A 25,936-nucleotide genomic window follows, 5' to 3' on the forward strand; every position below is an offset into this window, starting at 1 on the left:
GGACCGCTGTCGTTGTTAACAGGAGAATTATCCATGGCACTTGATAAAAATAATACCGGCCTGATTCTGATTGATGTACAGGGCAAACTGGCAGAGCAGATGCAGGACTCTATGTCCTTGTTCAGCCAGCTGAAAATTTTATTGCAGGGCGCTCAGTTATTGCAGTTACCGGTGGTATGGCTGGAGCAGATGCCGGATAAACTGGGGACGACCCGGACTGAAATCGCCGAACTGATTGATGGTGAACCCCTGGCAAAAGAAACTTTTTCCGGGTTAAAAAACGACGTTATCAAGCGTACGATTCAGGGACATAAACGCAGCCATTGGCTGGTGGCCGGCATTGAAGCACATATTTGTGTGTATCAGACAGTGATGGACTTACTGGCGGAAAAATACGATGTACACCTGGTAACGGATGCTGTCAGTTCGCGTACTGCTGCCAACCGGGAGCTGGCGATTGGCAAAATGGAGAATCAGGGGGCGTTATTAACCTCGGTGGAAATGGCGCTGTTTGAACTACAGCAGTGCGCCCGCGGTGATGAATTCCGCGAGTTAATCCGGCTGGTGAAATAAGGTATCGAAGTAAGGAGTTGTGCCGCAGCGGCCCCGGGGCTTAAGCGGCAATAATATCCAGCATCATACGTTCACTTTGCTCAATGTAGTGATCGCCGAATAACAGCGCATGGTTGAGCAAATGATACAGCTGATAAATATTCCGGCGCTGCTGATAGCCATCCAGCGGGGCGGAAATACTCTGATAACCATCGTAGAATTTTTTCGGTAAGCGGCCGAATAATTCGGTCATCGCCAGGTCGGTTTCGGCATCACCATAATAACTGGCCGGATCAAAAATCATCGGATAGGGCAGCTGTTTGTCGTTATTAAAACCGATATTGCCCGACCACAAATCGCCGTGCAGCAAGGAGGCCGCCGGATGGTGATCCGCCAATAACTGTTGCGCGTTTGCCAGGCAGGCCTGCTGCTGAGAAAAATGAATTCCCCGGGCCGCCAGTTGGTTAATTAACGGCTTCAGCCGCTGGTCGATAAAAAAATCAGCCCAGTTATCATTCCAGCGATTATCCTGCGGCGTATCACCACAATAACTGGTGTTGTCAAAGCCATAACCCATGCCGGAATGATGCTGATGCATTTGTGCCAGTTGCTGGCCGGCACTGAACCAGTCTCCGTGTAGTGCCAGTGACAGGTGTTGCAGAATCAGATAACTCTGGTCGTCGACGGCACCCACGGCCAGTGGCGCGCAGGTCGCCAGGGTTTCACTGGCGATGATGGTCAGCAGGCTGGTGTGTTCTGCCTGGTACTGTGGCCGGTGAGAGAGGTCATTACATTTTATAAAATAGGCCCCTGCGCCGGTCTGTACGCTGAAATGAATTTGTTGCTGGTGCTGCTGATGGCTGAAGCCCTGAATATCCCGTGCCGGCGCAAACAGTTTCCCCTGCTTTACCGCATCGTTAAGAATCTGCTGCAACGTCTGATAGGCGTGTTGCTGGTCCAGTGACCGGGCTGTATTCATGGTCAGGCCTCACAAAATTACTGGGTTTTATTGTAGAACAAGCTGTCAGTAAAAAGTGAGGGATGTTTAACAAACTCCCGAGTGCGTCGGCTTTTGTCCGCCAGTGTTACCTTGTGCAACTTTTGGTTACAAAAAATGATATTTTTAATAATAGGGTCGTTCATGCTGATGCTGCTGTAACCACTGCAGCAGCTGAGGAAAGTGATCATCAACACACTGAGGGGCGGTCAGCATATTGATGTGATCGTAATTCAGCTGATTCCCGTTTTTACGGGCCAGTAGCCGATACTCAAAATGATGGGGACCGCATTCGGCGGCAAAACGTTTGACGTCAAGCCGGTGGCCAAGACTGAAATCACGCAGTGCCGCATAATACAAGGTATCCGGTAATCGCGTGGTTTGCGCCGCCAGGCCGTAATCAAAGCCGTCGTCACTGTCGATCCAGTGCCGCTGGCGTACCCAGGCCAGGCTGGCTGATATGCATCAGATGCAGCCTGTAATCGCTGGCTTGCAGAAATAACGATTGAAAACGCACGGCTGAATCCCGGAGAAAACTGGCTCGCCAGTGTAAAACAAACGGCCGTCCGGCGTCAGTGATGTTTCCCCGGAATTGTTAACTCCGGTCGCATTTTTGATTTAAGGGAATTTAATAGGTGCTTTAAAATCAATAGTATGCGCGGCCTTTTATGGTTCAGCCCGAGGTAATGTATGAACAAACTGATAATCAGTGGTGATATCGAACATAAATCCCATATTAACTCCACCTTTATGTGGACCTTTAACTGGCTGGGTCTGTACGAAGACGACATGATGCGTCTGTTGTTTGGCCATCGCAGTTACTGGGAATACCTGGCCGGGGTTGAATGGCAGTGTGGTCAGGAAGGTAACGGTGTGATTGTTGGTGCCATGAACGGTATTTATTACGATGGCTTCTGCGATAACGACGACAACGGTGATGCCTGTTCCGTTGCGGCCCGGGCAGTTGCCAGCGGTCCAAACCTGCCAGGCGATCGTTATACCGATATCGGCGCACCGCGTAACCAGTACCGTTCATCGTCGGCCTTCGATTGCGATAAATATTACTGATCGGCTGACGCCTTTTTGCTGTTTTCCTCGCCTTTCAGCCGCCTGTGTGGTGTTTGCCACCGGGCGGCTGAAGGCCTGTTCCTCACTTGCTTTTCAGCAAGATATTATTTCCTTTTGGGAAATAATAGCCGGCCAACTTCCTTTACTAATGACGCACCTGGCGCAGTCGAACGCCCGCCTGGTCGATATTCTGGCGTAAGTGAATACTTACATTCTTGCCTGTTCAGGGTTTATTGGTGTGATCGTGCCAGCGGTGTCGGGCTACGTGCTTATTGGACTTACGTCGAACGGGTCGGTACAAAGCCGTTGTAACTTTGGTTACTTCTTGTAACCGTTTGTTTGCATGACTGTTTTGTTCACCCTCAGAGAATTTTATGTCGAGTCCGCTATCATCCGCCGCTCCGTCACAGCCGGGTCGCTGGCAACAAGCCTGGCGCTGGTTTGCCGAAAGCCTGACCCAGCAACCACGCTTCAGTGATTATCTGGAGCCCTTGGTGCAGTTACTGACCCCCAACTGGAGCAGTGTTTACAGCCGTGCTGACGTGCTGACCCTGCGCCATGAAACGGATGATGTGTTCACTCTGGTGTTACGGCCAGATAAATCCTGGGCCGCACGTGGATTCCGTGCCGGGCAACACGTGGAACTGATTTGTGAAAAAGACGGTGTGCGTGCGCACCGGACATTCAGTATTTCGTCGTCGCCGTATTATTTACGTCAAACCGGATTATTCGAGCTTACCATCCGGGTGCAGCAGCAGGGCGCCATCACTCCCTGGTTGCGGCAACAGTTCAGCCAAGGTGGGCTGGTGAATATATCGGCGCCGTTTGGTGATTTTGTGTTGTCGCCTGCGGATAACGGCCGGCCGTTATTAATGATCGCCGGTGGCAGTGGGATTACACCGTTCCGCTCGATGCTGGCGGAAATGCAGGCGCTGGCGGGTCAGCGACAGGTGCACCTGTTGTATTACGCCCGTGATGCGCAGCAGTGGCTATTCCGCCAGGAATTTGAGCGTCTGACGCAACAGTTGCCGCAGTTTTCATTAACGCTGATGAACGACGCTGAACACGGCTTATTGCAGGCCGGCCATTTGCAGCAATTACCACTGGATCTGAACGAACCACAATGGCAGCTGATGATTTGTGGGCCAACGCCGATGATTCAGCTGGCGCGCCAGTTGCTGCGTGACGCCGGTGTTGATGATGCGCGGGTGGATTACGAATATTTTGGTGCCGCGCCGATCGATCAGGTTGCAGGGCTGGAAGGTCAGCAACATATTTCCTGTGTACGCAGTGACACACAACTGACCAGCAATGCCGAACAGCCGCAATCACTGCTGGATCTGGCTGAACAGGCCGGCTTAAAACCACTATCCGGTTGCCGTATTGGTGTATGCCATCAGTGCATCTGTAAAAAACAAAGCGGTGTGGTGTACAACACCAAAACCGGCCAGACCTCAGACAGCGGACCGCAGGAAATTCAATTGTGTGTCTCGGTGCCGGTGACGGATGTGGCACTGGATCTGTAATACGAAGCAAGGCTTGAAGGAATTATTATGACAACCTCATTTGCGCATCGCCCGGACGAGGCGACGTTAACTGCGTTTCAGCAACAGCTGGACGCCATTCGTGATGAAGCACTGGCCCGTCGCGGTCAGAAAGATGCGGATTACATCCGCAAGATGATCCGTTTTCAGCGTGGCTGTGAAATCAGTGCCCGTATGTTGCTGGTGCTGGGGTTTGTGCCGCCGTTCAGCAACGTCTGGTGGCTGTTGTGGGGGGCTGGCGTGTTGTTATTGTCGCTGGCCAAGATCCTCGACAATATGGAAATTGGCCATAATGTGATGCATGGCCAATACGACTGGATGAACGACCCACACATTAATTCGCGGCACTTTAACTGGGATATTGCCGCCGACAGCGATTCCTGGAAGCGGTATCACAACCACGAGCACCACACTTATACCAACATTATTGGTAAAGACCGCGATTTTGGTTATGGCTTATTGCGTTTAAGTGATGATATTCCGTGGCGACCAAAAAACCTCTATCAGTTTTTTACCTACCTGAATCTGAGTTTGTTATTTCAGTGGGGGGTGGCGTATCACGAACTGGCGGCCGAGCGGATTTTCTTTGGCAAGCGCCGTAAAGACAGTCATTTACCGATCCCGCGTGAACAGCTGCGTAAGGATTTTTTCAGCAAAATTAATAAACAGGTATTTAAAGATTATCTGTTCTTCCCGCTGCTGGCATTGCCGTTTGGCTTGTTGGCCGGTGCCGGTCTGGCGATCGCTGGCTGGGTATTGCTGGGCAATCTGATTGCTAACCTGGTGCGTAACCTGTGGACCTCGACCATTATTTTTTGTGGCCATTTCACCGAACAGGTGCATACCTTTGATGAAAAAGATTGCCAGAACGAAAGCCGTGGTCAGTGGTACTACCGCCAGATTCTGGGCTCTTCCAATCTGGAGGGTAAACGCTGGTTTCATATCCTTACCGGCCACCTGAGCTGCCAGATTGAACACCATTTATTCCCCGATGTACCGGCGCGTCATTACGTCTGGATGGCGCCGCAGGTGCAGCAGGTGTGTCAGCAATACGGCATTCCCTACAACACCGGCTCCTTCGGCCATCAGTATCTGACCGTGGTGAAACGGGTATTGCGTTATTCGTTACCGGACAAAAAATCCAAACCAACGGATTCGCTGGCAGCGGGATAATCGCCAGCGACCCCTGAAAGCGCCTGTCATTTAATTGTAACCTGCTGAAAATTAAACAATTTCAGGTTTTGCACAGGCGGTTTCAGAATGGCACAGCGGTTTTATTGACTTGCCTTTGAAAGCCATACAGAACAGGTGTGGCAACTGCAATAAATAACACCTTGCTTACCCGCCTGATGGCGGGTAAGCAGCGGCTTTAGCGGTGCAGTTCACCGGCCCGTTCCGGCTGGTAAATGATGTCGTCAATTTTTACCCGGGTGTGTTTATTGCCGGCCATTGGCCAGTCGATTTCGTCACCCACGGATAACCCCAGAATGGCGCTGCCAACCGGCGCCAGGATGGAGATATTTTCTTCAGCCGCACCGGCATCGCGTGGATACACCAGTGTGCGGTTAAAGGTCTGGCCGGAGTCGATCACACTCAGGCGCACACTGGAGTTCATGGTGACCACGTTGCCGGGCATTTCCTCCGGTTCGCGGATATCGCCGCGATCAATTTCTGCCAGCAGGCTGGCTTTGCCGGGAAACTGGGTAGCGGATACCGAATCCAGCATAACTTCCAGACGCTCCACATCCAGGGCAGATAGAATCAGTTCTGGTTGACTACTCATACGGAACCTCCTTTATTCATTCCAAAAAAAAACAGAGCGGAAACCTCCGGGGTTTCCGCTCTGCTTATGAGTCTGATTGTTTGTCGATTTAAGGCCAGTCGGCGATAAAAAACAAGCCTTATCGAGAAAAATGTCAGAAAAGCCGGGTTACAGCGTCAGCCACTCGCTGTCGGGCTGCTCACTGACTGAACTGTTCCACTCGGTCAGCAGCTCGGCCAGAATATGGGTCTGCTGGTGCAGCGCATGTAACTCTTCCACGGTGTTTTTTTCTGCGGTGATCAGCGGGGTTTTACGCAGCCGGGCAACCAGCGGGTGATCGGGCAGCTCCATGCGGTTACGTTCCAGCGTCCAGCGCAGGTTATTGGCTAACATGCGGAAGAAACTGATTTTGGTACCCAGACTGAACAGGTTGAAGTCCTCCAGATCGGAAAAATGCTGGTAATCGATACCCGCCAGCAGCGCGTTCTTGCCCACCACCTTAATCGACGCCGAACGTTCGTAATTCAGCAACATGGCCATCACACCAAACATTTCGCCGGGATTAATTTCGCCGATGGTTTCCTGATGTTCATCGTCGGCCATCACCGCCAGCTGGCCACGCAGCAGAAAATACAGAATGTTGGCATTGTCGCCTTTGTGAATAATCACTTCGTCCGGATCGGCAGTCACAAACTGGGTGACGCTCATCAGCAGCTCGAATTGAGTGGTGTCGGTATGGATCAGATCTTTGAAGAAAGTCACACCGTTCACGGCGCGTTGCAGGGTGTCGAGCGGATATTCTTCGCGGGTCACACGGCGCATATTTTGACCTTGCTAATTAAACAACAGGACTGAATATAGCACGCCATTATGACTAATTAAGTGTTCAGAGAACCGAAAGTTATTAATAATTCACTGAATTGACGACCGTCAATATCGGTGGTTTTTTCCGCACCTTGGCGGCCACGCCTACCAGGATGTTTGGCCGGTGAAACAAACATCAGCCACAGAAACGGCCGCAGCCGCTTCTGTGTTGGCTGCTCAGCTCTGCAGTGCCTGCTGCATGGCGTCATTGGCCACCTGCTCCAGCCAGTCGAAGTCCATGTTTTTGTGGGCTTCACAGATAAACCAGGGCTCACGCGAATCCGGCTCCAGCATCACCCCCTGTTTGATCAGGTTGTGCGCAAACTCGGTATATAAATCGCTGTTGGTTTGTTTCCAGTCGCGGTAGTTCTGCGGCACGATGGTGCCCAGGTGAATGCCAAACATCGAATCCGGGCCGGCAAAGCGGTGCTCGACGCCAAACTTATCGAATACTTTGGCCAGGATGCCCTGAATTTTTTTGCCGGTGGCGTTGATGCTGTCGAGCGCATCGGTATCACGCAGGGTTGTCAGCGTTGCTTTGGCAGCGCTCAGGGCAATCAGGTTAGCGGTGTAAGTGCCGCCGTGCGTGACGCCATCTTTGCCGAAGCTGATTTTATCCATAATGGCGGCTTTACCACCAAAGGCCGCCACCGGGTAACCGTTACCCATGGCTTTGGCGTAGGTAGTGAGGTCGGCGTAAATACCGTACAGCTCCTGAGCGCCACCTTTGGCGACGCGGAAGCCGGTTTTTACTTCATCGATGATTAACAGCGAGCCATGCTGATCACAGATATCACGCAGCTTCTGCATGTATTCCTGAGTGGAAGCAATGGAACCACAGTTGCCCATGATCGGCTCAATCACGATGGCGGCAATATCGTCACCGACGCGGGCGAACACCTCGTCCAGAGCGTCAGCATCGTTCAGCGATACGGTTTCCAGATGCTCACGGCTGGCTTCCGGGATACCACCACCGAAGGATTTGATTTCCGGAATGGTGCCTGATTCCGGGTCCCAGCTGTCGACGTCCGGTTTCCACATCATTTCATCGTACAAACCGTGGAAGCCACCTTCCACCACTACCACCTTGTTTTTGCCGGTGTAACCACGAGCGGTGCGGATCGCGCCTAATACCGCTTCGGTGCCTGAGTTGGCGAAACGCATCTTCTCGATTTGTGGGCACATCGACTTCACCAGCTCGATCACCTCAGAATCCATGCGGGTGGAGAAACCGGTCATGGTGCCGATGTTCTGGATGCTGCTGATCACCGCGTTATCGATACGCTCATCGCGGTAACCGAGGATGATGGGGCCATAAGCCAGACGGAAATCGACAAAGGTTTGCCCATCTTCATCGGTGATGGTGCAACCTTTCATGGACTTAACGAACACCGTGTTCTCGTCACCCCAATAGCGGTAACTGTCGGCAACGCCCATTGGCATATGAGTGTGGGCGGTGGCCAGCAGGGCATCGCGATTGGGTTTGGCAGTCATACGGGGTTCCTTGGTGTGTGGTTTTACGGGTGGTTGAAAACGGGCGGCGATTATACAGAGGTCTGGCGAAAATTTAATCGTATGTGCGGGTCGGATGATCAGCTGACCGTCTCGTTTCCATGCTTAGCGTACCTCGTTCCCACGCTGTGCGTATCTCGTTCCCACGCTGTGCGTATCTCGTTCCCACGCTCCGCGTATCTCGTTCCCACGCTCTGCGTGGGAATGCCACTGCCGCTGCCGCTCCCGCGTATCTCGTTCCCACGCTCCGCGTGGTAATGCCGCTCCCGTTGGCCGCCGAGCCGGGGTGAGCGTCTGATCAGTGTTGTCTGAGGTGGCTCTTAGTGATATTTTTCGTAACAGATAAAGAATTGGGCTGCTGGGTTTGATCCCGACAGCCGGGATGTGCGCTAAGCGCATCTGTCGAAGGGAATGTCTGCCAGGGAAGGTTTCAGAATGAAATCAGTTGGTTGCTGGTATAAGCTCGACAGATTCTCGCCAAGATATCAGGCACGCACACGAACATACAGTTAGCACTACAATGAGTTCGATTTATGGAATGGATTGGTCCTTTATTTAAAAACGCAGGAGGATGGGGAGCCTTCGTATCTCTTGAAGGAGGAAAGTGGTTTGTGGATAAGGACTCACCTATTGAAATTGGAGTTGGAAAATCTGGATTTGTTCTGCTTCCTCTTCTTCAAAAGGAGTACGGAGGAGACTTCGAAAAGCAAATTTCAATTTTACAGAAAGGACTAATTACTACAGGCGAAGATCCAAGGTTGGCATATCAATTTCCGTTTCATGTGCCTGTTTTAACAGCATACAAATATATGCCAAACTGGTGTGATTCAGCAGTAAATTGGCTTGTGGATATACAGCTAACCCGAGAACAGGCAATGGAAATATTCGACGCATGCCATACACCAGCAATAAGTCAGAGTGTGCGGCAAGCAACAATCAAATATATTAACAAGTGGTCAAAAGAGAGAGGTTTTCAGTTTGCTAGGCCCTAGTGCTAACAAAGAAATCAACCGGACCCCGAATTGCGTGGTTAGGATCAGCTATTAAAGTGAGTACTAACAATGTTTAAATTCTGGAAAAAGAAGCAGGGAAAAACAGATTCAGAGTTAGATGTGGTTGTTCGTACTCTAGCAGAGTACTTATTAAGCCCGTCAAATTTGGGTGAATTCAGAATTAAAGTAAAGGGGTTATCCAAAGTAATTTCGGTTGAGAATCTTTCTGAACTAAAGGGAATGTTTAATGAGCCACCAAAAGAGTCAGAACTATTTAGTACTGAAAAACATGGTTTAGGTGGTTGGTTAAGTGTTTGTCAATTTGCAATTTTAGAGCTTGTGTATAATCTTGGCCCAGATGCCTTGCCTTTTATAAGGGAAATAGCATGGGGAGAGTATGACTGGACACAAGGAAATGCAATAGAATTGTTAATACGGTTTGCTGCGGATGGAGTAGAGCCTGAAGAAATAAAGAATGAAATTAAACAAAAATTCCCACGTATACGGTTTGAAGCACAGTTGTATGCTATACAGCCATTGTTAAGTGAAATAGAAAATGATATTAAACTAAAAAATATTTTTTATGACTTAATGGAAATAGAAGAATTTAAAGAAGCATATGAAGAACTTGCAGAACAATGAGCCTAGTATCAAGTTTGAATCGCGACAGTAGTATCTAGATTCCATAGTACATCTCCTCTGGTGTTTTGTATTTGAATCGCTTTCTTGGCCGAGAGTTCAAAGCATTTGCAATACGGTCGCAACACAGGGTTACAAAGGCCTGCTCTGGCAGCCTGCCAAGGCTCAAGATTCCTGAGTCTAACCTGTCCTCTATATTGTACAACTCCATGTATCTCCCTATACTTGTCTTATTAGTTGTACATGTGAGATTCCGCTTATGAAGATTGTCTCGTTCACAGAAGCCCGGAATGGCCTGAAGGCGCTATTGGATGGTGTGGTCAATGACGTTGACACCACGGTGATAACCCGCCGTGACGCCGAAGATGCGGTGGTGATGTCGCTGGAGCACTACAACAGCTTGATGGAAACCGTCCATTTGCTGCGTTCTCCGGCCAATGCTGAACATCTGAATCGTTCCATGGCTCAATACAAAGCGGGTAAAGCCACGCCGCGAGAGCTGCTTGATGAGTAATCGCCTGTTGAGCTGGACGGATGAAGCGTGGCGCGATTATCTCTATTGGCAAACTCAGGACAAAAAGACACTGAAGCGAATCAATAAACTCATCACAGAGGTCAAACGTTCGCCCTTTGAGGGCATCGGCAAACCCGAACCTCTGAAAGAAAATTTATCCGGTTTTTGGTCCAGACGGATCGATGATACCAACCGGCTGGTGTATGCCGTCGATGAGGCGGCGATTACCATTATTTCCTGTCGCTACCATTATTAACCGTCAGTAACTCATTGATGTTTTAAATCTTGCTACAACCCCAGAGGATCGCCGTGAACAAAATCAACCCGAAAAAACTCCTCAACAGCAAATGGACGGCCGTTAAGCCACAAAACAAAGAAAAGCACTTTATGATCACCGAAGTGGAATTCGATGAAGAGGGTGACGTGATTCATTGCGTCATCGAAGCGGTGATGACCAAAAACGAAACCGCCATTGACTGGTACGAGCTGAAAGACGACAGTCTATGGCGGCAGGGTTGGAAGTAAATTATGTGGAACGAAGTAAGATGTCCGACGAAAGCCTGCAGTGGCTGGATCACGCGAAAAACCGGCGGCGGGTGTTAACACTGACTGTGTACAAAGAAAATCAGGCCAGCTGTCAGTTCTATCTGTTGCAAGGATTCCGTGCGCTGAACGAACGGCTGGATGATCATACCGGCCAGCCTGAATATGTGATGAGGTGGCTATAGTGATTGGGTGTGTAAATTAAGTGAGTGATCTATCTGTTTTAATTAGAGTAGGCGAGACCATATCAGGTGAACACCTGGGTATTCGGTATGGCATTGACCGATGAAAAGACATCTGATTTCCTCGGTTCAGTATCCTCATCGGGCTCCCAGAGAGGCACATTACCTGTATGTTGGTGAACATAGTTCTGGGTATGAGTTTATTGCTGGCTGTGTAATCGGTCAGGGATTTGGGGCCGGTGGTGGAGAAGGCCGGTTTGATATAACGGGCTTGTTGAATCGGCACGATTATCACCAGTTCATGGAAGATATTCAGTGTCTCTGGCTGGAGCCAATACTGGTGGATCCAGCGCTCAGTGACGAGGAAAAATACCAGGCCATTATTCAACGTGCTGCACTTAGTTAGCCCGATGCAGTTCTCTGGATGTCGGAGGTGGTATCTGCCATGAGTATTCCATTTATTCTGTTTGTTGTCACCGCTGTTACTGTGCTGCTGGTGATTGGTCGTTTTCGTTTATCGTACGCAAAACCGCAGCGTATTCAGGGGGCTGTGATTTATCAGATGGTGCGGTTGGGTGCTTCTGTGAGAACGCTGTTTGAAACCACACTGGGGAATAAACCTGTGATGATACAGCATTCATCCGGGCCTATTCTGGTGTACCTTAGCGCTGATGACTGGCGGGCCTTGCACCCTGAATCACCACTGAAAATGGCACAGCAAGGGTATTCCATCCGGGCGGATATTGAGTTGCCTGTATTGCTGGCGGGTGGATGGGGGAAAGGCCGTCTGCTGGCCTGGGAAAAGCAGAATGTAACCGCAAACGTGGTTAAATAATAAGCGACCCGATGGAGGAATCGTTATGAAGGCAATGGTATTGATGGTATGCCTGGCACTGATTGGCCATACGACACTTGCGGCAGAGGCGCACTTTGAGCAGGCGGGTTTCAGCATTAAGTTGCTGGATACGTCATCTGCAAGTCAGAATTTCCAGCCGCTACAGATGTTTTTACCAGCGGTAAACGGTTTTGCTGCCAACGTTAACGTTCAGCTGCAGTTCTACAGCGACTCGCTGCAGGCGTATCAGGCCTTGTCTGAGTCTCAGTTTAAACAGTTTGGCATGACACTGGTCCGCAGCGAATTAAAACAAGACATTTTATGGTTTGAATATCGTGGCGCCATCTAAAGCAGACGAGTGTCACAGCCTGACAAGAAATGGTTAGTGTTGGTTATCTGTTAGGCTTATTATCAATAGCTTTGCTGGCTAAGCGGCTGGCAACCTGATGTTTTACCGATTGAGAAGAGAACCGCCATGTTGACCACTCATATTCTCACTGTACGCGACGAAAACATGCTGGGTGACGTTGCTAACGAACTGCAGCTGAGCTTTGACCGCATTCAGGTGTCTGTCGAAGATATCATCACTGAGCGTGTGACTCAGGAAGTGTTGCGTTATAACGACCGCGCAGCGCAGCGCAGCTTTGATCAGGCACGTCATTATCTGGTTCAGCCAACGGAACTGGAACAACAGCTGAATGGTAAAAAAACGTCTGGCCGATTAAAGCCGGTCGATCTGGAGAAACAGATCGATGTGGCACTGACCGCGTTTGCCAATAATGGCTTTTTTATATTGGTCGATGATCTGCAGGTGGAAACGCTGGATCAGATGGTTGAAATCCGTCGTAACCCCAGTGTCACGTTCGTCAAACTGACACCGCTTGTTGGTGGTTAACTCTCCTTTTTATTCTCTTATTTCATTGTCATTATTTAACAAATAAGGAATGTTTTATTTATGGCTGATGCGGCCCAACAGTTTTATGATTTTGCCAGGCAACAAGGTTTTCCCGGGGATTGCTGTGATGAGCCAGCCTATGATGGCTTAAGCCGCTTGGTCGCTGCAATTGCAGAAGAGATAGACAGCCGCCATGGTGCGGTTTGTTTTCATGTTAAAACGCCGTTTAAAGAAAGCCCGACCTACCAGTTATTGGCCAAAGTTCCGGCCGACAAAAAAATCGCTTTATTGGCGTTTCTGATGGCCCAGGAAGCCGGCTACCAGCGGCCGGAACAATATTTTAATCGTCACCCTGAGGTTCAGAAACATATTCTGCGGCAAAAACTACTGGACAGTCTGATGCGGGGGAAAATTGAGTTCCCGGCGGACTTTTCCTTTTACGCCTTATTCCGGCTGTTGTATCAGCTGGATAATCCGCAGCAGGATAACAGCCTGGATAGCCGGCCATTTACTGCGTTTGTTATGTTGTTGGAAAAACACGCCAAACGAGCCGGTGTAAACGACGTTTTGATCGATGATTTACGCCAGATCCTTGATCATCCATTGCTGAAGACCCAGCTTTCCGGCGAGGGCTATAGCAGCAGCTGGGGGCCGGATATTGGCAAGGCAGCGAAAAAACTGCAACAGCTGTTAATGACTCATGATGTGGTGCCATATGAATTTGGTAGTGGCACGGTTGGTACCCTGTTGGCAGCCAGCCTGGCACAACTGGATAGTGAACAACAAAGTTGCTGGTATCGCTATTTTCATCAGGTGGCCGCGGCCAGTGGTGGTAAACCGTCTGCTAAATTCCTGAAAGCCGTTAATCCGTTAATGGATGACATTGGCCTGAGTGCTTTTAAACAACAGGTGAACCAGTGGCTGGTCGATATCGCTGCCATTAAAGTTGAAGAAAAGGACATCGTGATCCATCTGCCACAAGGCCGGGAATACGTACACCGGGGTTACGAGTTTATCGAAGAGCACAGCTTTGATGTATTAAAAGGTCTGTTATGGAGTTTAAGTCGTTTCCACGATAGCCAGACACTGAGCAATATCGCGTTATTAACAGAAAAATGTTTCCAGAAGATTCCGGAGCGTGGCCCGGCAGCCGCGGGTGTTGGTAATGCTGCGATTTATACTCTGGCACAGTCAAAAGGGTTGGATGGCATCAGCCATTTATCGCGCCTGAAATTACGTATTCGCCAGAATAATACCCAGAAGCTGATTCAGAAATACATCGAAGAACAGGCGGCCAGGCAGGGTATTACTGCGGCTCAGGTTGAAGAAATTGCGGCACCGGACTTCGGCCTGGAACAGGGTGAACGGGTGGCATTGTTTGATGATTACCGGCTGGTATTACGCCACAGTGGTGTGGGCGCAGCGGAATTACAATGGTTTAAACCGGATGGCAAGCCGCAGAAGTCGGTGCCGGCATTTGTTAAAGACAGCCAGAAACACAGCGCTGCGTTAAAGAAAATGCGTGACCTGGCCAAACAGGTTAAGCAGGCATCCACGACTCAACGTGACCGCATCGACCGCTTATATCTGGAACAGATGAGCTGGCAGCGGGAAAACTTCTGCCGTTATTACCTGAATCACGGTCTGGTCAGTCTGATTGCCCGCCAGTTAATCTGGAATCTGGATGGTGTCGCAGCGCTGTTTTACGACGGCCAGTGGAGCGATGTTGCTGGCCAGCCGTTGTCGTTTGATCACGTTGAAACCATTACTCTGTGGCATCCGCTGGATTCGGATGCTGAAGAAGTACTGCGCTGGCGTGAACGGCTGGAACAGTTACAGATTCGTCAGCCGATCAAACAGGCTTATCGTGAAATTTATGTATTAACCGATGCGGAAATCAACACCCGGGTGTACTCCAACCGGATGGCGGCACATATCCTGAAACAACATCAGTTTAATTCGCTGGCGGCATTACGTGGCTGGAAATATTCGTTAATGGGCGCTTACGACGATGGCCGTGAAGGGGAAATTGCCAGTAAACAACTGCCGGCTTATAACATGCAGGCGCAGTTCTGGATTAACGAAATCCTCGACGATCACGATAATTTTAACGATGTGGGGATTTGGCATTATGTGGCAACCGATCAGCTACGATTCTGTGATGCCGGTGATCAGCCGCTGCCATTAGTGGATATTCCACCACTGGTGCTGTCGGAAGTGATGCGTGACCTGGATTTATTTGTGGGTGTTGCCAGTGTCGGCAATGATCCACAATGGCAGGACGGTGGGCCGGATGGCCGGCCGACATATCGTGATTATTGGCAGAGTTATTCGTTTGGTGATCTGACTGAGGTGGCGAAAACCCGTAAAGCCGTACTGGAGCGTTTAATACCGCGGCTGAAAATCCGTGATCAGGTCAGTATCGACGGTAAATTCCTGCATGTGTGTGGCAGTCGCCACCGCTATAAAATTCATATCGGCAGCGGCAATATTCTGATTGCACCACAGGATCGTTATTTATGCATCGTGCCCGGGCGCGGTAAAGACAAAAATGTGGAGCAGGTCTTTTTACCTTTTGAAGGCGATAGCGGTTTATCCATCGTGTTATCGAAGGCCTTTTTATTAGCTGCAGACGATAAAATCACTGATCCGACAATCCTCAGTCAGTTGTAATGACGGGTGTTTAAGGAAGGGGCGGAAAAACAGGATTAACACGATGAATACGGATTTAATCGATTATCAAACCACGGATGACGGCATTGTTATCTGTGGTTATCGTGGCGACGAAACTCAACTGGCTGTTCCAGAGGAGATAGAAGGGCTGGCGGTGATCGCCCTCGCCGATGAGGCGCTGGCTGGCAAAGGTCTGACTCAGGTGATTCTGCCTGCCGGGCTGAAAACCATCGGCCGGGAGGCGTTGGCGGAGAATCAGCTGAGTGACATCATTTTGCCGCCGTCGTTAGTGGTCATCGGGCGGGATGCTTTTTATAAAAACGCCTTGCTGCAGCTGGAGATCCCGGCCGCGCTTGAGCAGTTGGGTGAGGGAGCATTTTGCCGCAACCAGATTCAGCAGCTGACCATCAAGGCGCCATTAGCGAAAATTCCCAGTTATTGTTTTGCCCATAATGCCCTGACGGAGCTGAGGTTACCGCCATCGGTTAGCCATCTCGACGATTGTTGTTTTGACAGCAATGATTTTGTTCAGCTGACGATTCCGCCAGCAATAACGCGGATGAAAGCGGGTGCGTTTGCGGGGCTGAAGCGGCTTGAGCAGGTGTCGATGGACATCAGCCTGGCAGGCCGGAAGGACGCTGTTTTTTGTGACTCTGATCTGAGTAAAATTACCTTCCATCTTAATCAAAGCGCCGATCGGCAACGGCCTGTCAGCGATATCGTGTATTATTGTGCAGAAGAAGCCGCCCCACATTTATGCGACTGGGGATTAGCCTGTTTCAGCGATCAGCAAACATTCGGCCGGGCGCCACTTGGAGTGTATTTGCGCGACAATGTGGTGGTTGGTCTTGAAGTGACTTACGATACCAAACTGAATGCAGAAGCGCGTAAACAGATTGCCGCTATAGAAACCCTGGAACTGCTTGAATGCCGCCGTCTGAAAGGTTTCAGTAATGGCTGGCTGGCGCAGCTGGCGCGTTTGCCCCGGTTAACACAGCTGGGGTTGCCACATACCTCGCTGAATGACAGTGGTCTGGAGAAATTATCGGCGTCGACATCACTGCAAAAGCTGGATATCAGTGGTTGTCATAAAATAACAGAGCCGGGTTATGCCGCGCTGGGGCGTATATCGCAGCTGAAAACGCTGGTTTTGACGGCGCCAAAATCGTTTGATTTTTCTCATCTGCGGCCACTCAATAAGCTGAAAAACCTGATCTCGTTAACCATCCGTCGTAATGAATATGTGTATTCATCCGACGATGTGTCAACCGATGACATGCTGGCGATCAGCGCCGGATTAACACAGTTACGCTATCTGAATCTGGACTATGTGACCGACAGCTACACGGGGCTGGATTTTGTTAAAAATTTACCGGCGCTGGAGCGCTTGTCGCTGCAAAATTCCTCGCTGGATGAGCACGACATCCATGCCTTAATCCATGGCCCTGAACTCAGGGAGCTGGATATCAGCTACAGCTATGTTTTCGGCTATTCCAACCTTAACCGGTTATTGGCCAGCCTCAGGCTGGAACAGCTGGGTTGTAGCGGTGTGACTCTTTTCGAGGCTGACGAAGAGCCGCTCGAACATACCCATATCACTACTGCGGTGGCGAAAAAAAGTGAGCTGTATGACAGCAATAATCAATTAATGCAGTGCTTTTTGCCACAACTGACCCTGGGGTATCCGAGTGTGACCGATCCCGATCGTTTGCACTGGGGCAGTGTGACGATAAACGAGTATTATCAGCGCCCGCTGTTATGACGTTATCCGCCAGCGCTTAAGGTGGCCGACAGTTGATCGAGCGGCTGTCGGCTGAATGCTGTCAGAAGTTCAGCCTGGCGCTGATGCCCAGCAGATTAAATGCCTGCTGCCCGGCAAAAATGCGGCGGTAACGCAGCGCCGCCTGAGTATGTGAACCCAGCTGCTGAGACAGACCGACGCCCAATAACGGCTCGCTATCGCCATGGCTATCGGGCTGGATATCAGCACCACGAAGTTCAATATCCCCCTGCCAGATAAAGACGCCGAGCTCAGCGGATAATGAGTGTCGGGGTGTGAGTTTATCCGCCAGACGGGCGCTGACCGTCCAGCCACGGCCACTGACGGGGTAGTGTTTTTCGAGGGCTTTTTCCAGCGTGTGGTTATCGGCAGCTGTGGCTTTTATACGGATATCCGCCTGACCGAGGTTGATATAACCGATGTCGGCCGCCAGCCAGTGGGTCAGGTGGTAACCCAGCGACAGCTGATAGGCCGTTTTTCTGACCTGATAGTTATCCAGTTCGACCGCGGCTCCACTTTGTGCCATATCGCGGCGGAAGTTGCCGCTATCCTGGGTTCCATCTCCGTGGTACAAACCGGCTTCGATATAACTGTGCTGCAGCCATTGTGGCCAGATTTGGTCTGACTGGCCGGCAGCACTATGGCTGTTAGCGGCCAGAACACTTAATGCCAGCGCCAGCCAAAGCCGCCGGCGACTTTTACCGGCCAGTGCTAACAGACCCAGCGTCAGCAGCAGGGCATGTGGTACGTTGCCGCCACTGCGGCGGGCGGTCACTGTCTGGTTGTTGATTACACCAACACCGCCCGGGTCTGCAACGCTGCCATTAACGCTATGGTCGGCGTCATTCGGACCTCCGTCTTCAATGGTGAGTTCAACACACCAGTGGCCGGGCGTCAGCCCTGGCTGATAAAGACTGTGGCCCGGTGGCGGGCAAATACCACTGTCGCCCGGCGCGGAGGCCAGCTGGTTATGGCTATCTTCAACAAAGGTAAACCAGATGCCGCCATCCAGTTTGCGGTACAGCGGGGTTGGCGGAATTTCACGGCGTTGCGGGATGACAATTTTTACGCTGTCACCGGGTTGTGGTAAGTCGGCAATGACAAAGTCAAAATAACCGCCGACGTTATCGATATTATCGGCCGGGATGGTTTCCCCGGCAGGCGGATTGCTGTTATCGATGGCAGCGCCACTGGCGCCTGCCCCCAGTGCCAGTCTGCCAAGACGGAGTCGCACGCCGGGGTCGGCTTCGATCAGGAACCGCTGGCCATCGCTGACCTGTTCATTCAGTACATTAAGCTGAGGCAGCGCATCCAGATAATCCGGTTGGCCATCACCGTCACTGTCTCCGAAGCCTTCGTAGTCGTCCATCAGGCTATCGCCGTCGCTGTCGTTGTCGCCGGCCAGCTGTGGCGGCTGCTGTAAGATCCGGAACAGCAGGGTGGCTGAACTTTGTTTTGCCGGGTTGCCGTTATCGGTCACTGTGACTGTGGCGTTGTAAGTGCCGGCATCCAGTTCCTTCGGCTGGAAAATAAACTGGCGTTTATTGTTATGGTCAGCGTTGATGCCGGGCACATGCCAGTCATACACATGGCGGTCTGCCAGGTTGGAATCGGAAACCTGTGCGGTGAGTACCGCGATGTCACCATTACGGATTAGCAGGCTGGCAGGCTGGCCGGATTGTTCCAGACCAAGCGCGACTTTGGGGGCGATATTACCTTCGTGAATGTGGGTGGTATGGCTGTTTTTAGTACCGAAATTGCCGTCGCCACTCAGGCTGATAACAAGGGTTTCGGCCGGGTCGTTTTGCTGATCGGTGAAGGTAGTAAAGCTGACCTTCTCTGCCAGTGATCCTTCATCAAACTGTACGCTACCGGCTTTCAGATCGTGATCTTCTTCACCGGCGCTGCCGCTGACCTGATACGCCACAGCAAACGGATAGTGTGGTGCCAGTCCATTCAGCAGAATACTGAACTGAGCCTGGCCACCTTCGGCCACCTGCTGATTTTTACTCAGCGAAATCAGTGGGAAAAGTCGTAATATCTGTTGCTGCTCGGCACTGTTACCGGCGTTGTCACTGGCGCGCCAGGTGAGAATATGGCGTCCGGGCTCCAGCATTTGTGGAGGTTCGAGCAGGGTGGCGGTAACGGCTCCGTCGAGGGCATCAATGGCAGCTGGTGGGGTCAGCTCTGGCAGTTTGGTTAGCAGACCGGTGGCATTGATATCAACAACACCGGCGGTTGCAAATACCGGTGGATAATCATCTGCGCGGGGGTTGCTGTTCTGGTTCTGTTCGTCCAGGTTAGTGACCCCATCGCCGTCAGCATCCGCAGCGGCGTCACTGGCATCCAGCGGATTAAAGTGATTGGCCAGCTCAAACTCATCGCTCATGCCGTCGTTATCATCGTCGCTGTCGACTTCATCAGCCAGGCCATCGCCGTCGCTGTCGGGTTGAATGGTAATTGAAAATGGCGCCAGAGAGCTGCTGGCATCGCCGTCACTGACGGAAAGAATAATGTTATCAAACTGACCGACCTGATCGGTGGAGCCCGTTAACGTGCCGCTGCTGCTGTCCAGTGTCAGCCAGCCGGGCAGGTTCACAGCACTGACGGTGAGCGGATCGTCTTCGATGTCCGTCAGCATCGGGCTGAAGTGGTACGTCGCGCTCTGAAGCAGGCTGGTGGCCGGTGTACCACTGATTTGTGGCGCATCATTGATGGCCCGGACGCTGATACTGACGGTGGCAGTGTTGGAGAGTCCGCCTTCATCGTCGGCAACCCGGTAACTGAAGCTGTCACTGCCGTTAAAGTTGTTATCCGGCTGATAACTCAGGCTGCCGTCATTTGCCAGGCTGACGCTGCCATGGCGGGCAGCACTGGTCAGTGTGATGGTTGTTGGATTCAGTGTGCCATCGGTGTCACTGTCATTGGTGAGAACTGCCAGAGTTGTGCTGCTGTCTTCGTCAACGCTGAAGGTATCGTCATTGGCCAGCGGCAGATCGTTGACCGGCTGTACCGTGATGGTGACAGTGGCCGCCGCAGACCAGAGGCCGAGATCATCCTGCACCCGGTAACTCAGCGTGTCCTGACCATTAAAGCTATTACCGGGGGTATAAATAAGCGTGCCGTTGCTGTTGTTAACACTGGCGCTGCCGTTGCCTGGGGGGGTTACGATCTCGACGCTGCTGACATTCAGGCTGCCATCGATATCCGTGTCGTTGCCGAGCACGTTAATGGTATGGCTGTTGTCTTCCAGCAGGCTGGCGCTGTCGTTACTGACCCGGGGAGCATCGTTGATGCTGTTCACAGTGATGTTAACCGTCGCGGCGTTTGAGGTGCCGCCGGCATCGTCTCTGACTGTGTAGCTGAAGCTGTCACTGCCATTGAAATCCGGCGCCGGAGTATAGGTTATCTCACCATTGTTACTGTTCACACTGGTGGCACCGTTGCCTGGAATCGCTTGTATCGAGACGCTTGTGGCATCGATGCTGCCGTCCGGATCACTGTCATTGGCCAGTACATTAACGATAACCGAGCCATCTTCATCGACGCTTGAGGTATCGTTTGAGGCGCTCGGCAGGTCATTGACGCTGCTGACATTGATGGTCACGGTGGCGCTATTGGAGATAGCACCGTTGCCGTCTTCAATGGTGTAACTGAAACTGTCGGAGCCGTTAAAATTTGCAGCCGGGGTGTAGTCCACTTTTCCGTTGTTTACTACGGCCGAACCGTTACCTGGATTCGAGACAAGGGCGATGGTGGTGTCGTCCACAGCATCGCCACTGTCGACATCGGTATCGTTACTGGCCACATCGATTGATAAGGCTGTGTCTTCCGGGGTGCTGACTAAATCCGCCACCGCAACGGGGGCATCGTTCACGGCATTAACCGTGACCGTCACTGTGGTTGCTGATGAGGCCAGGCCGTTATTGTCTTCTACCGTATAACTGAAGTTATCGCTGCCATTAAAATCGGCTGCGGGTGTATAGCTGATGACGCCGTTAGCGGTATTAATACTGGTGCTGCCATTACTGGCAGGGCTGCCGATCATCACGCTGGCCGGGTTTAAGGCGCCGTCCTCATCCGAATCATTGGTCAATACGTCGATGGCAACCGCGTTGTCTTCATCGGTGGCGATGCTATCAATGTTGGTGGTGGGAGGCAGGTTTATGGTGCTGAAGTTAAACGTGGTGTTATCAGCAATACCGCTATATGGATTACCGGCACTGTCGGTAAAAGCCCCGGCGCCGATGCGGACATAATAATCCTCCGCCGGACTGAGATTGCTGGTTGGGTTCAGCGTGGCGCTGTTGCCGCTGATGGTGACAGCAGCGCCGTTGCTGTTATTGCTTTCCACCAGGCTGTTATCCGCCGTCTTGTAAATTGCCAGGCTCAGGTCACCGCTGCTGCCGGCGACGATGGTTTCGCTGAAGGTGAGGGTGATATCGGTGTCGTAGCGGGTGCTTGCCGAATTGTCCGCCGGGCTGCTGCTGCTGAGAGTGGGAGCGTTGCTATCCAGTGTGGCGCTATCCGTTTCTGCAGCTGCGGCGTTACCAGCACTATCGGTTAGCACAACAGACAGAGTCAGGCTGCCATCCCCCAGGCCGGAAAGATCCAAACCGGTAATCTGATCGGTGGCGGACGCCAGTGTTCCAGTCCCCGTGACATTGGTACCACCGCCAGCACTGCTGATGGTGTAGCTGTAAGCCGCACCGGTTTCGGCGTTTGCAAAGGTAAAGCTTTGACTGCTGGCTTCGGTATTGTTAATCGTGCTGTCATCAAAACTGACGCTATGGCCGCTGGGAGCCGTGGTATCCAGGGTTGTGGTGTCAGTAACCGCGGTGGCAGCATTGCCGGATGAGTCCGTCAGTACGACTGACAGGGTTAAGGTACCGTCTCCCAGGCCACTGACATCAATGTTGTTGATATTGTCACTGGCCGTACTGGTGGTGCCGGATCCGGTGACATTGGTACCACCGCCAGAACTGCTGATGGTGTAGCTGTATCCGGCCCCTGTTTCCGCAGCGGCAAAGGTAAAGGCAATACTGCCGGCCTCTGAATCGCCAATGTTGTTATCATCGAAAGTGACGGAGTGGCCGGAAGGTGCGCTAAGGTCGATCGTGAAAGGTGTGGCGGTTACGGCATTACTGACGTTGCTGGCAGCGTCGGTAACGGTGACGGTGCAGTCAGTGTAAGTGCCGACCGATAGTGGAGTGCTGTTATCCGGCTGGGTAAGGGTAATGGTGTTATTTCCTGCAGACACGGCACCTTCATCACTACTGCCACAGCTGCCTCCAACTGCCAGAGTTCCCGCCTCATCGGTAGAGACAATAAGGTTTGGTGTGCTGTCATTAGCGGGTGTGTTAACCGCCGTTACTTCCGCCACGACCGGTGCCACCGCATCCACTAATACGGATGTCAGGCTGCCAATCGAGCTGAGTACTGTATTAATATCGTTGCCAGCGACATCCTGTAATGTCCCTGAATTGGGTTCCAGGCTGGCGCTGAGACTGATGCCGTCGGTATCCTCATCTCCGGACACAACGGTATGACGGAAGACCAAAGCACTGCTGCTACTGCCTGATAGGTAGCTGGCATAACGAGTGGTTGCGCCAACAGTCAGGGCCAGACGCGGTGCGCCACCGCCGGTGTTAACGGTGATGTTTTCATCGAAATTGACGGTGAAATCCAGGTTGTTACCTGCTACATAGGTTGCATTAGCAGGGACCGAGACCGAATCGACTGTTGGTGCGATATCATCGTTAATAACGGTGCCTGTACCATTATTTACCGCGGAGGTACTTCCCATCTGGGTACCGGAGCTGCCCAGTGTCAGGTCCGTATCGCCGTCGACACTCAGGATCACCGTATTGCCATGAGTCATGTTGCCGGTGTCGTTGTAATAACCGTTAACTGTGTAGGTTTCGCTGCCACCATCAGCTACGGAAATACTGAGGCCGGAGAAGGTGATGGTATCAGAGCCTGAGTTGTAGACCCCAGTCACATTCGAAGCATCATTACCATTCAGTCGCCAGGTAATATTGCCCCTTTCTGTGTCCGTGGAGGTCCCCGAGACGTTGATCACCACTTGGGAAATCGCCATGGCAAGACCATCAGACGTCCCACCATCCGACAAGGTAAAATCAAAGACATCGATGGCTTCACCGGCGGTATCCAAAGTGGTATCCAGCCCGATTGGCTCGGTAACCGTTGCTGAAGCCGTCAGGTTGCCATCGCTATCGGGCGAGTCTGTGGTGAAGTTCACCAATGTCGCAGCGGCCTGAAGGTTAGGGCTGCCTTCGTCGTCTTCAGCGACGACATAAAGATCATAGGCCGTTGCCGAGGACAGGCCTGCAAATGCTTCACTTCCTGTCGTACCGGACGTGGCAAAACTGCCGCTGGTCAATGGTGCTCCACCACCACTGTCCTGGCCCGCCTTCACCTGGCTGGCACTTGGTGCCCCGGCTCCATCTGCCACAACAATGTAATAGGCTGTGCCTTCCTCATCCAGATCGATAGAAACTGTGCCGCCGTTTAAAGTGAGTGTACCAACGGATGGCGTGGAGTTTTCAAAACCGGGCGCTGTGGTATCAGTGACTGTGATGGCGAAGGTTTTTTGGTAGGAATCCGTACCATCATGGGTCTGAACACAAACGTTATAACTTCCTGGTGACACACTGCCGTCTGTTTCCAGCTCATCATTGGCATTATCAATCTGGAAGCTGGCATTATCATCGTCGCCTGAGGCGCCGCAACTGCCATTGCCGGATGCACCGTTCGTGACGAGGGAATAGGTATGTGTGTCGCCACCGTCGGCATCCGTTGTACTGAGATTACCAATTACCGCACCAGCACCGGTGGACGCGTCTCCAATACTACTGTTATCCAGGCCAATATTGGTCGGGGCGTTGTTGCCGCCAAAATTACACTGGGCATCCGAGGTACAGGATTGGGATGTGGCACTGCTACACCACGTGGATAACCCTGTAAAATAATTGCATTGACCACTGGCTTTGGTTTTACCAATAAAGTTCGGGTTATTGCTGGCCTGGTGATTGTCTATGTGGCCGGATAACCAGGCGGCTTTCGGCTGGCGCTTTTTTTTCAGCTGTTTGAGAAAATGCTGAACGACCGGGTTTTTATTGTCGTTCGCTGTTTGTGTGGTTGTGATGTCCGTCGGGTGTTTTTCTGGTTGGTTGCTGAAACCATTAAACACATCGTTGTGATGAACAGCCATGCTGGAAGATTGCTCACTGATCCAGGCTTTGTTTTGTAAACGTGAGCGTGACGAAACCGGAGCAGAGGCATTGGCCTGGACGCCCATCGTGGCAACAGCAATGGCAGGTAAGGACTTGCCGATCTCTTTGGCCCAGTTGATTTTTTTATTGCTGCTGTCCATATCTCTCTCCTGAATCCGGATTTCACATCCGCTGTTATTCGGGTTTCTGATTGTGGTGTTAATGCCTCAGGCCGATTCTCTGGTAACGGAGTGTTTGTTGCTTACGGGTTGATCCGGAAAATGAAAAAAGTGTTCGATTTTTTCGTCCTGCCACTCCAGAACCTGAGGAAATACGGCATCCGGGATAATACCTATGTCGTAGACCTGCTTGATATCACCTTCAAAACACAGATAAGTCACCACTTCGGCTGTGTTGATGTCCAGTACCCATATACCGCTGTAAGTTTCCGCAAACTCCTGCGCTAACGGCGGACTCAGGCTGGCTTCAGACGCACGGACCCGGGACAAACCGACAAACATCAGGTTGTCATAAAAGGCCATACCACGGGTAAATCCCTGTAGTTTTGCAAATAAGGTTTTTTCTCCCGTTTGTGGATCAACAGTCCAGATCAGCCCATAACCGGACTCACAAACATATAATTTGTCGCGGTAATAACGCGGTGAATGCGGCATCATTAAGCCATCAGCCAGGACAACATCGGTTTCTATATCGATCAGGGTGCCGCGTCCTTCACGGTTTTTTCGCCAGGCTTTGGCGCTGTTTTCCTGATTAAAAGTGGTGACATATCTGGGTTTATTATCCCGCATAGCCATGCCGTTCAGATGGCAGCGGTCTTCCGGCTGTAGCTCGGTAATCCAGCTGGGCTGCCAGCGTGGAACAAAACTGTAATTGGAATCCAGAGTGCAAAGGCAGGAAAAGGTTGAGTTGACCGCCCATAACCCTTCGTCGCCCCAGGCGATGTCGTGAATATTAATCATGCCACTGACATGAGAAGCTCGGGGTAAATAACAGGCATCGACCTTCCCGGAGTCATCGACTTTATCGCAAATAGAGTCATCGCGGCGAAAGTCCAGTACCTGTGCCCAGATGCCCAGTGTTAAGCGCTGCTGATCAACGGTTAACCCCATGGGCCTGGGGCAGGCGATAAAGTGGGTGTCGAGTTCGTTATGATGACTTCTGACGGTGATTAAACGATCCGCCTGGTACGAGGTCAGAATCAGACTGATGTTCAGGTAGCTTAATAATTCTGGTAATGCAGCATCGTAGCTGACACTGAAATCGAAGTTATTGTGACGGTTATCTGGGGCGGATTCCGAATTGATATGCTCGTTTATTATGTCTGTCAT

The 25,936-nt window shown here is 51.5% G+C and carries 23 protein-coding genes; 16 read left to right on the forward strand and 7 right to left on the reverse strand.

Translation table 11 applies throughout. The annotated features are described in order from the left end of the window. Nucleotides 1–33: 33 nt before the first annotated feature. Nucleotides 34–573, forward strand: a complete 540-nt coding sequence (locus tag ACFOMG_RS04920) for an isochorismatase family protein (protein ID WP_376865150.1) — start codon at nt 34–36, stop codon at nt 571–573. Nucleotides 574–613: 40 nt separating this feature from the next. Here the strand turns inward: ACFOMG_RS04920 and ACFOMG_RS04925 are convergent, their stop codons facing one another. Together ACFOMG_RS04925 and ACFOMG_RS04930 are read right to left on the reverse strand one after the other, a co-directional pair. After that, nucleotides 614–1,531, reverse strand: coding sequence for a fructosamine kinase family protein (locus ACFOMG_RS04925; RefSeq protein WP_376865151.1), 918 nt, complete (start codon nt 1,529–1,531; stop codon nt 614–616). 144 nt (nt 1,532–1,675) lie between these two features. After that, nucleotides 1,676–1,909 carry a hypothetical protein gene (locus ACFOMG_RS04930; protein WP_376865152.1) on the reverse strand — a complete coding sequence of 78 codons (234 nt, stop codon included), beginning with the start codon at nt 1,907–1,909 and terminating at the stop codon, nt 1,676–1,678. 330 nt (nt 1,910–2,239) lie between these two features. On the opposite strand from ACFOMG_RS04930, the gene ACFOMG_RS04935 reads away from it, so the two are divergent. The 3 genes from ACFOMG_RS04935 to ACFOMG_RS04945 all read left to right on the forward strand — a co-directional run bounded on the left by ACFOMG_RS04935 (nt 2,240) and on the right by ACFOMG_RS04945 (nt 5,334). Continuing rightward, nucleotides 2,240–2,617 carry a hypothetical protein gene (locus ACFOMG_RS04935; RefSeq protein ID WP_376865153.1) on the forward strand — a complete coding sequence of 126 codons (378 nt, stop codon included), beginning with the start codon at nt 2,240–2,242 and terminating at the stop codon, nt 2,615–2,617. Between the two features lie 374 nt (nt 2,618–2,991). Continuing rightward, a complete protein-coding gene (locus ACFOMG_RS04940) occupies nt 2,992–4,143 on the forward strand; it encodes a flavin reductase family protein (protein ID WP_376865155.1) in 1,152 nt (383 codons plus the stop codon). A gap of 27 nt (nt 4,144–4,170) precedes the next feature. Next, a complete protein-coding gene (locus ACFOMG_RS04945) occupies nt 4,171–5,334 on the forward strand; it encodes a fatty acid desaturase family protein (RefSeq protein ID WP_376865156.1) in 1,164 nt (387 codons plus the stop codon). Nucleotides 5,335–5,530: 196 nt separating this feature from the next. Here ACFOMG_RS04945 and rnk read toward each other — a convergent pair whose 3' ends face one another. The 3 genes from rnk to ACFOMG_RS04960 all read right to left on the reverse strand — a co-directional run bounded on the left by rnk (nt 5,531) and on the right by ACFOMG_RS04960 (nt 8,281). Continuing rightward, on the reverse strand, nt 5,531–5,944 hold the full coding sequence (gene rnk / locus ACFOMG_RS04950; RefSeq protein WP_376865157.1) for a nucleoside diphosphate kinase regulator: 414 nt from the start codon (nt 5,942–5,944) through the stop codon (nt 5,531–5,533). A 147-nt stretch (nt 5,945–6,091) separates the two neighbouring features. Beyond that, nucleotides 6,092–6,745 carry a cyclic nucleotide-binding domain-containing protein gene (locus ACFOMG_RS04955; protein WP_376865158.1) on the reverse strand — a complete coding sequence of 218 codons (654 nt, stop codon included), beginning with the start codon at nt 6,743–6,745 and terminating at the stop codon, nt 6,092–6,094. A 219-nt stretch (nt 6,746–6,964) separates the two neighbouring features. Then, a complete protein-coding gene (locus ACFOMG_RS04960; protein WP_376865159.1) occupies nt 6,965–8,281 on the reverse strand; it encodes an aspartate aminotransferase family protein in 1,317 nt (438 codons plus the stop codon). A 551-nt stretch (nt 8,282–8,832) separates the two neighbouring features. Here ACFOMG_RS04960 and ACFOMG_RS04965 point away from each other — a divergent pair. The 12 genes from ACFOMG_RS04965 to ACFOMG_RS05020 all read left to right on the forward strand — a co-directional run bounded on the left by ACFOMG_RS04965 (nt 8,833) and on the right by ACFOMG_RS05020 (nt 17,334). Further along, on the forward strand, nt 8,833–9,291 hold the full coding sequence (locus tag ACFOMG_RS04965; protein ID WP_376865160.1) for a hypothetical protein: 459 nt from the start codon (nt 8,833–8,835) through the stop codon (nt 9,289–9,291). 69 nt (nt 9,292–9,360) lie between these two features. Beyond that, nucleotides 9,361–9,933, forward strand: a complete 573-nt coding sequence (locus ACFOMG_RS04970; protein ID WP_376865161.1) for a hypothetical protein — start codon at nt 9,361–9,363, stop codon at nt 9,931–9,933. Between the two features lie 256 nt (nt 9,934–10,189). Continuing rightward, on the forward strand, nt 10,190–10,444 hold the full coding sequence (locus tag ACFOMG_RS04975) for a type II toxin-antitoxin system Phd/YefM family antitoxin (RefSeq protein ID WP_376865162.1): 255 nt from the start codon (nt 10,190–10,192) through the stop codon (nt 10,442–10,444). Beyond that, a complete protein-coding gene (locus tag ACFOMG_RS04980) occupies nt 10,437–10,700 on the forward strand; it encodes a Txe/YoeB family addiction module toxin (protein ID WP_376865163.1) in 264 nt (87 codons plus the stop codon). The genes ACFOMG_RS04975 and ACFOMG_RS04980 overlap by 8 nt, the downstream gene beginning before the upstream one ends. 53 nt (nt 10,701–10,753) lie before the next feature. Beyond that, nucleotides 10,754–10,969 (forward strand): TIGR02450 family Trp-rich protein, encoded by a 216-nt coding sequence (locus ACFOMG_RS04985; protein WP_376865165.1) that lies wholly within the window; start codon nt 10,754–10,756, stop codon nt 10,967–10,969. Between the two features lie 20 nt (nt 10,970–10,989). Next, nucleotides 10,990–11,172: a hypothetical protein gene (locus ACFOMG_RS04990; protein WP_376865166.1), complete on the forward strand. Its 183-nt coding sequence runs from the start codon at nt 10,990–10,992 to the stop codon at nt 11,170–11,172. Nucleotides 11,173–11,272: 100 nt separating this feature from the next. Then, nucleotides 11,273–11,575: a hypothetical protein gene (locus tag ACFOMG_RS04995; protein WP_376865167.1), complete on the forward strand. Its 303-nt coding sequence runs from the start codon at nt 11,273–11,275 to the stop codon at nt 11,573–11,575. Between the two features lie 39 nt (nt 11,576–11,614). After that, nucleotides 11,615–12,004, forward strand: a complete 390-nt coding sequence (locus ACFOMG_RS05000) for a hypothetical protein (protein WP_376865168.1) — start codon at nt 11,615–11,617, stop codon at nt 12,002–12,004. Nucleotides 12,005–12,029: 25 nt separating this feature from the next. Beyond that, nucleotides 12,030–12,353 (forward strand): hypothetical protein, encoded by a 324-nt coding sequence (locus ACFOMG_RS05005; protein ID WP_376865169.1) that lies wholly within the window; start codon nt 12,030–12,032, stop codon nt 12,351–12,353. Nucleotides 12,354–12,479: 126 nt separating this feature from the next. Next, complete coding sequence (locus ACFOMG_RS05010; RefSeq protein ID WP_376865171.1) at nt 12,480–12,899, forward strand: hypothetical protein; 420 nt, start codon at nt 12,480–12,482, stop codon at nt 12,897–12,899. A gap of 60 nt (nt 12,900–12,959) precedes the next feature. Next, a complete protein-coding gene (locus tag ACFOMG_RS05015) occupies nt 12,960–15,572 on the forward strand; it encodes a DUF4132 domain-containing protein (protein ID WP_376865172.1) in 2,613 nt (870 codons plus the stop codon). A gap of 43 nt (nt 15,573–15,615) precedes the next feature. Beyond that, nucleotides 15,616–17,334, forward strand: coding sequence for a leucine-rich repeat protein (locus tag ACFOMG_RS05020; protein WP_376865173.1), 1,719 nt, complete (start codon nt 15,616–15,618; stop codon nt 17,332–17,334). Between the two features lie 61 nt (nt 17,335–17,395). Here the strand turns inward: ACFOMG_RS05020 and ACFOMG_RS05025 are convergent, their stop codons facing one another. Beyond that, on the reverse strand, nt 17,396–24,748 hold the full coding sequence (locus ACFOMG_RS05025; protein ID WP_376865174.1) for a beta strand repeat-containing protein: 7,353 nt from the start codon (nt 24,746–24,748) through the stop codon (nt 17,396–17,398). A 66-nt stretch (nt 24,749–24,814) separates the two neighbouring features. Beyond that, entirely contained in the window at nt 24,815–25,936 is a 1,122-nt protein-coding gene (locus ACFOMG_RS05030; RefSeq protein ID WP_376865175.1) for a TIGR03032 family protein, read from the reverse strand.

The organism is Bacterioplanoides pacificum (assembly GCF_042648445.1).
GTDB classification, from domain to species: domain Bacteria; phylum Pseudomonadota; class Gammaproteobacteria; order Pseudomonadales; family Oceanobacteraceae; genus Bacterioplanoides; species Bacterioplanoides pacificum.

Excerpts from the sequence above, each read along its gene's own strand:
- ACFOMG_RS04935 (WP_376865153.1), top strand. The coding sequence starts at position 2,240 with ATGAACAAACTGATAATCAGTGGTGATATCGAACATAAATCCCATATT.
- ACFOMG_RS04920 (WP_376865150.1), top strand. The coding sequence starts at position 34 with ATGGCACTTGATAAAAATAATACCGGCCTGATTCTGATTGATGTACAG.
- ACFOMG_RS04965 (WP_376865160.1), top strand. The coding sequence starts at position 8,833 with ATGGAATGGATTGGTCCTTTATTTAAAAACGCAGGAGGATGGGGAGCC.
- ACFOMG_RS04925 (WP_376865151.1), bottom strand. The coding sequence starts at position 1,531 with ATGAATACAGCCCGGTCACTGGACCAGCAACACGCCTATCAGACGTTG.
- ACFOMG_RS04940 (WP_376865155.1), top strand. The coding sequence starts at position 2,992 with ATGTCGAGTCCGCTATCATCCGCCGCTCCGTCACAGCCGGGTCGCTGG.
- rnk (WP_376865157.1), bottom strand. The coding sequence starts at position 5,944 with ATGAGTAGTCAACCAGAACTGATTCTATCTGCCCTGGATGTGGAGCGT.
- ACFOMG_RS04980 (WP_376865163.1), top strand. The coding sequence starts at position 10,437 with ATGAGTAATCGCCTGTTGAGCTGGACGGATGAAGCGTGGCGCGATTAT.
- ACFOMG_RS05020 (WP_376865173.1), top strand. The coding sequence starts at position 15,616 with ATGAATACGGATTTAATCGATTATCAAACCACGGATGACGGCATTGTT.
- ACFOMG_RS05005 (WP_376865169.1), top strand. The coding sequence starts at position 12,030 with ATGAAGGCAATGGTATTGATGGTATGCCTGGCACTGATTGGCCATACG.
- ACFOMG_RS05010 (WP_376865171.1), top strand. The coding sequence starts at position 12,480 with ATGTTGACCACTCATATTCTCACTGTACGCGACGAAAACATGCTGGGT.
- ACFOMG_RS04995 (WP_376865167.1), top strand. The coding sequence starts at position 11,273 with ATGAAAAGACATCTGATTTCCTCGGTTCAGTATCCTCATCGGGCTCCC.
- ACFOMG_RS04990 (WP_376865166.1), top strand. The coding sequence starts at position 10,990 with ATGTCCGACGAAAGCCTGCAGTGGCTGGATCACGCGAAAAACCGGCGG.
- ACFOMG_RS05025 (WP_376865174.1), bottom strand. The coding sequence starts at position 24,748 with ATGGACAGCAGCAATAAAAAAATCAACTGGGCCAAAGAGATCGGCAAG.
- ACFOMG_RS05030 (WP_376865175.1), bottom strand. The coding sequence starts at position 25,936 with ATGACAGACATAATAAACGAGCATATCAATTCGGAATCCGCCCCAGAT.
- ACFOMG_RS04960 (WP_376865159.1), bottom strand. The coding sequence starts at position 8,281 with ATGACTGCCAAACCCAATCGCGATGCCCTGCTGGCCACCGCCCACACT.
- ACFOMG_RS05000 (WP_376865168.1), top strand. The coding sequence starts at position 11,615 with ATGAGTATTCCATTTATTCTGTTTGTTGTCACCGCTGTTACTGTGCTG.
- ACFOMG_RS04955 (WP_376865158.1), bottom strand. The coding sequence starts at position 6,745 with ATGCGCCGTGTGACCCGCGAAGAATATCCGCTCGACACCCTGCAACGC.
- ACFOMG_RS04970 (WP_376865161.1), top strand. The coding sequence starts at position 9,361 with ATGTTTAAATTCTGGAAAAAGAAGCAGGGAAAAACAGATTCAGAGTTA.
- ACFOMG_RS05015 (WP_376865172.1), top strand. The coding sequence starts at position 12,960 with ATGGCTGATGCGGCCCAACAGTTTTATGATTTTGCCAGGCAACAAGGT.
- ACFOMG_RS04945 (WP_376865156.1), top strand. The coding sequence starts at position 4,171 with ATGACAACCTCATTTGCGCATCGCCCGGACGAGGCGACGTTAACTGCG.
- ACFOMG_RS04975 (WP_376865162.1), top strand. The coding sequence starts at position 10,190 with ATGAAGATTGTCTCGTTCACAGAAGCCCGGAATGGCCTGAAGGCGCTA.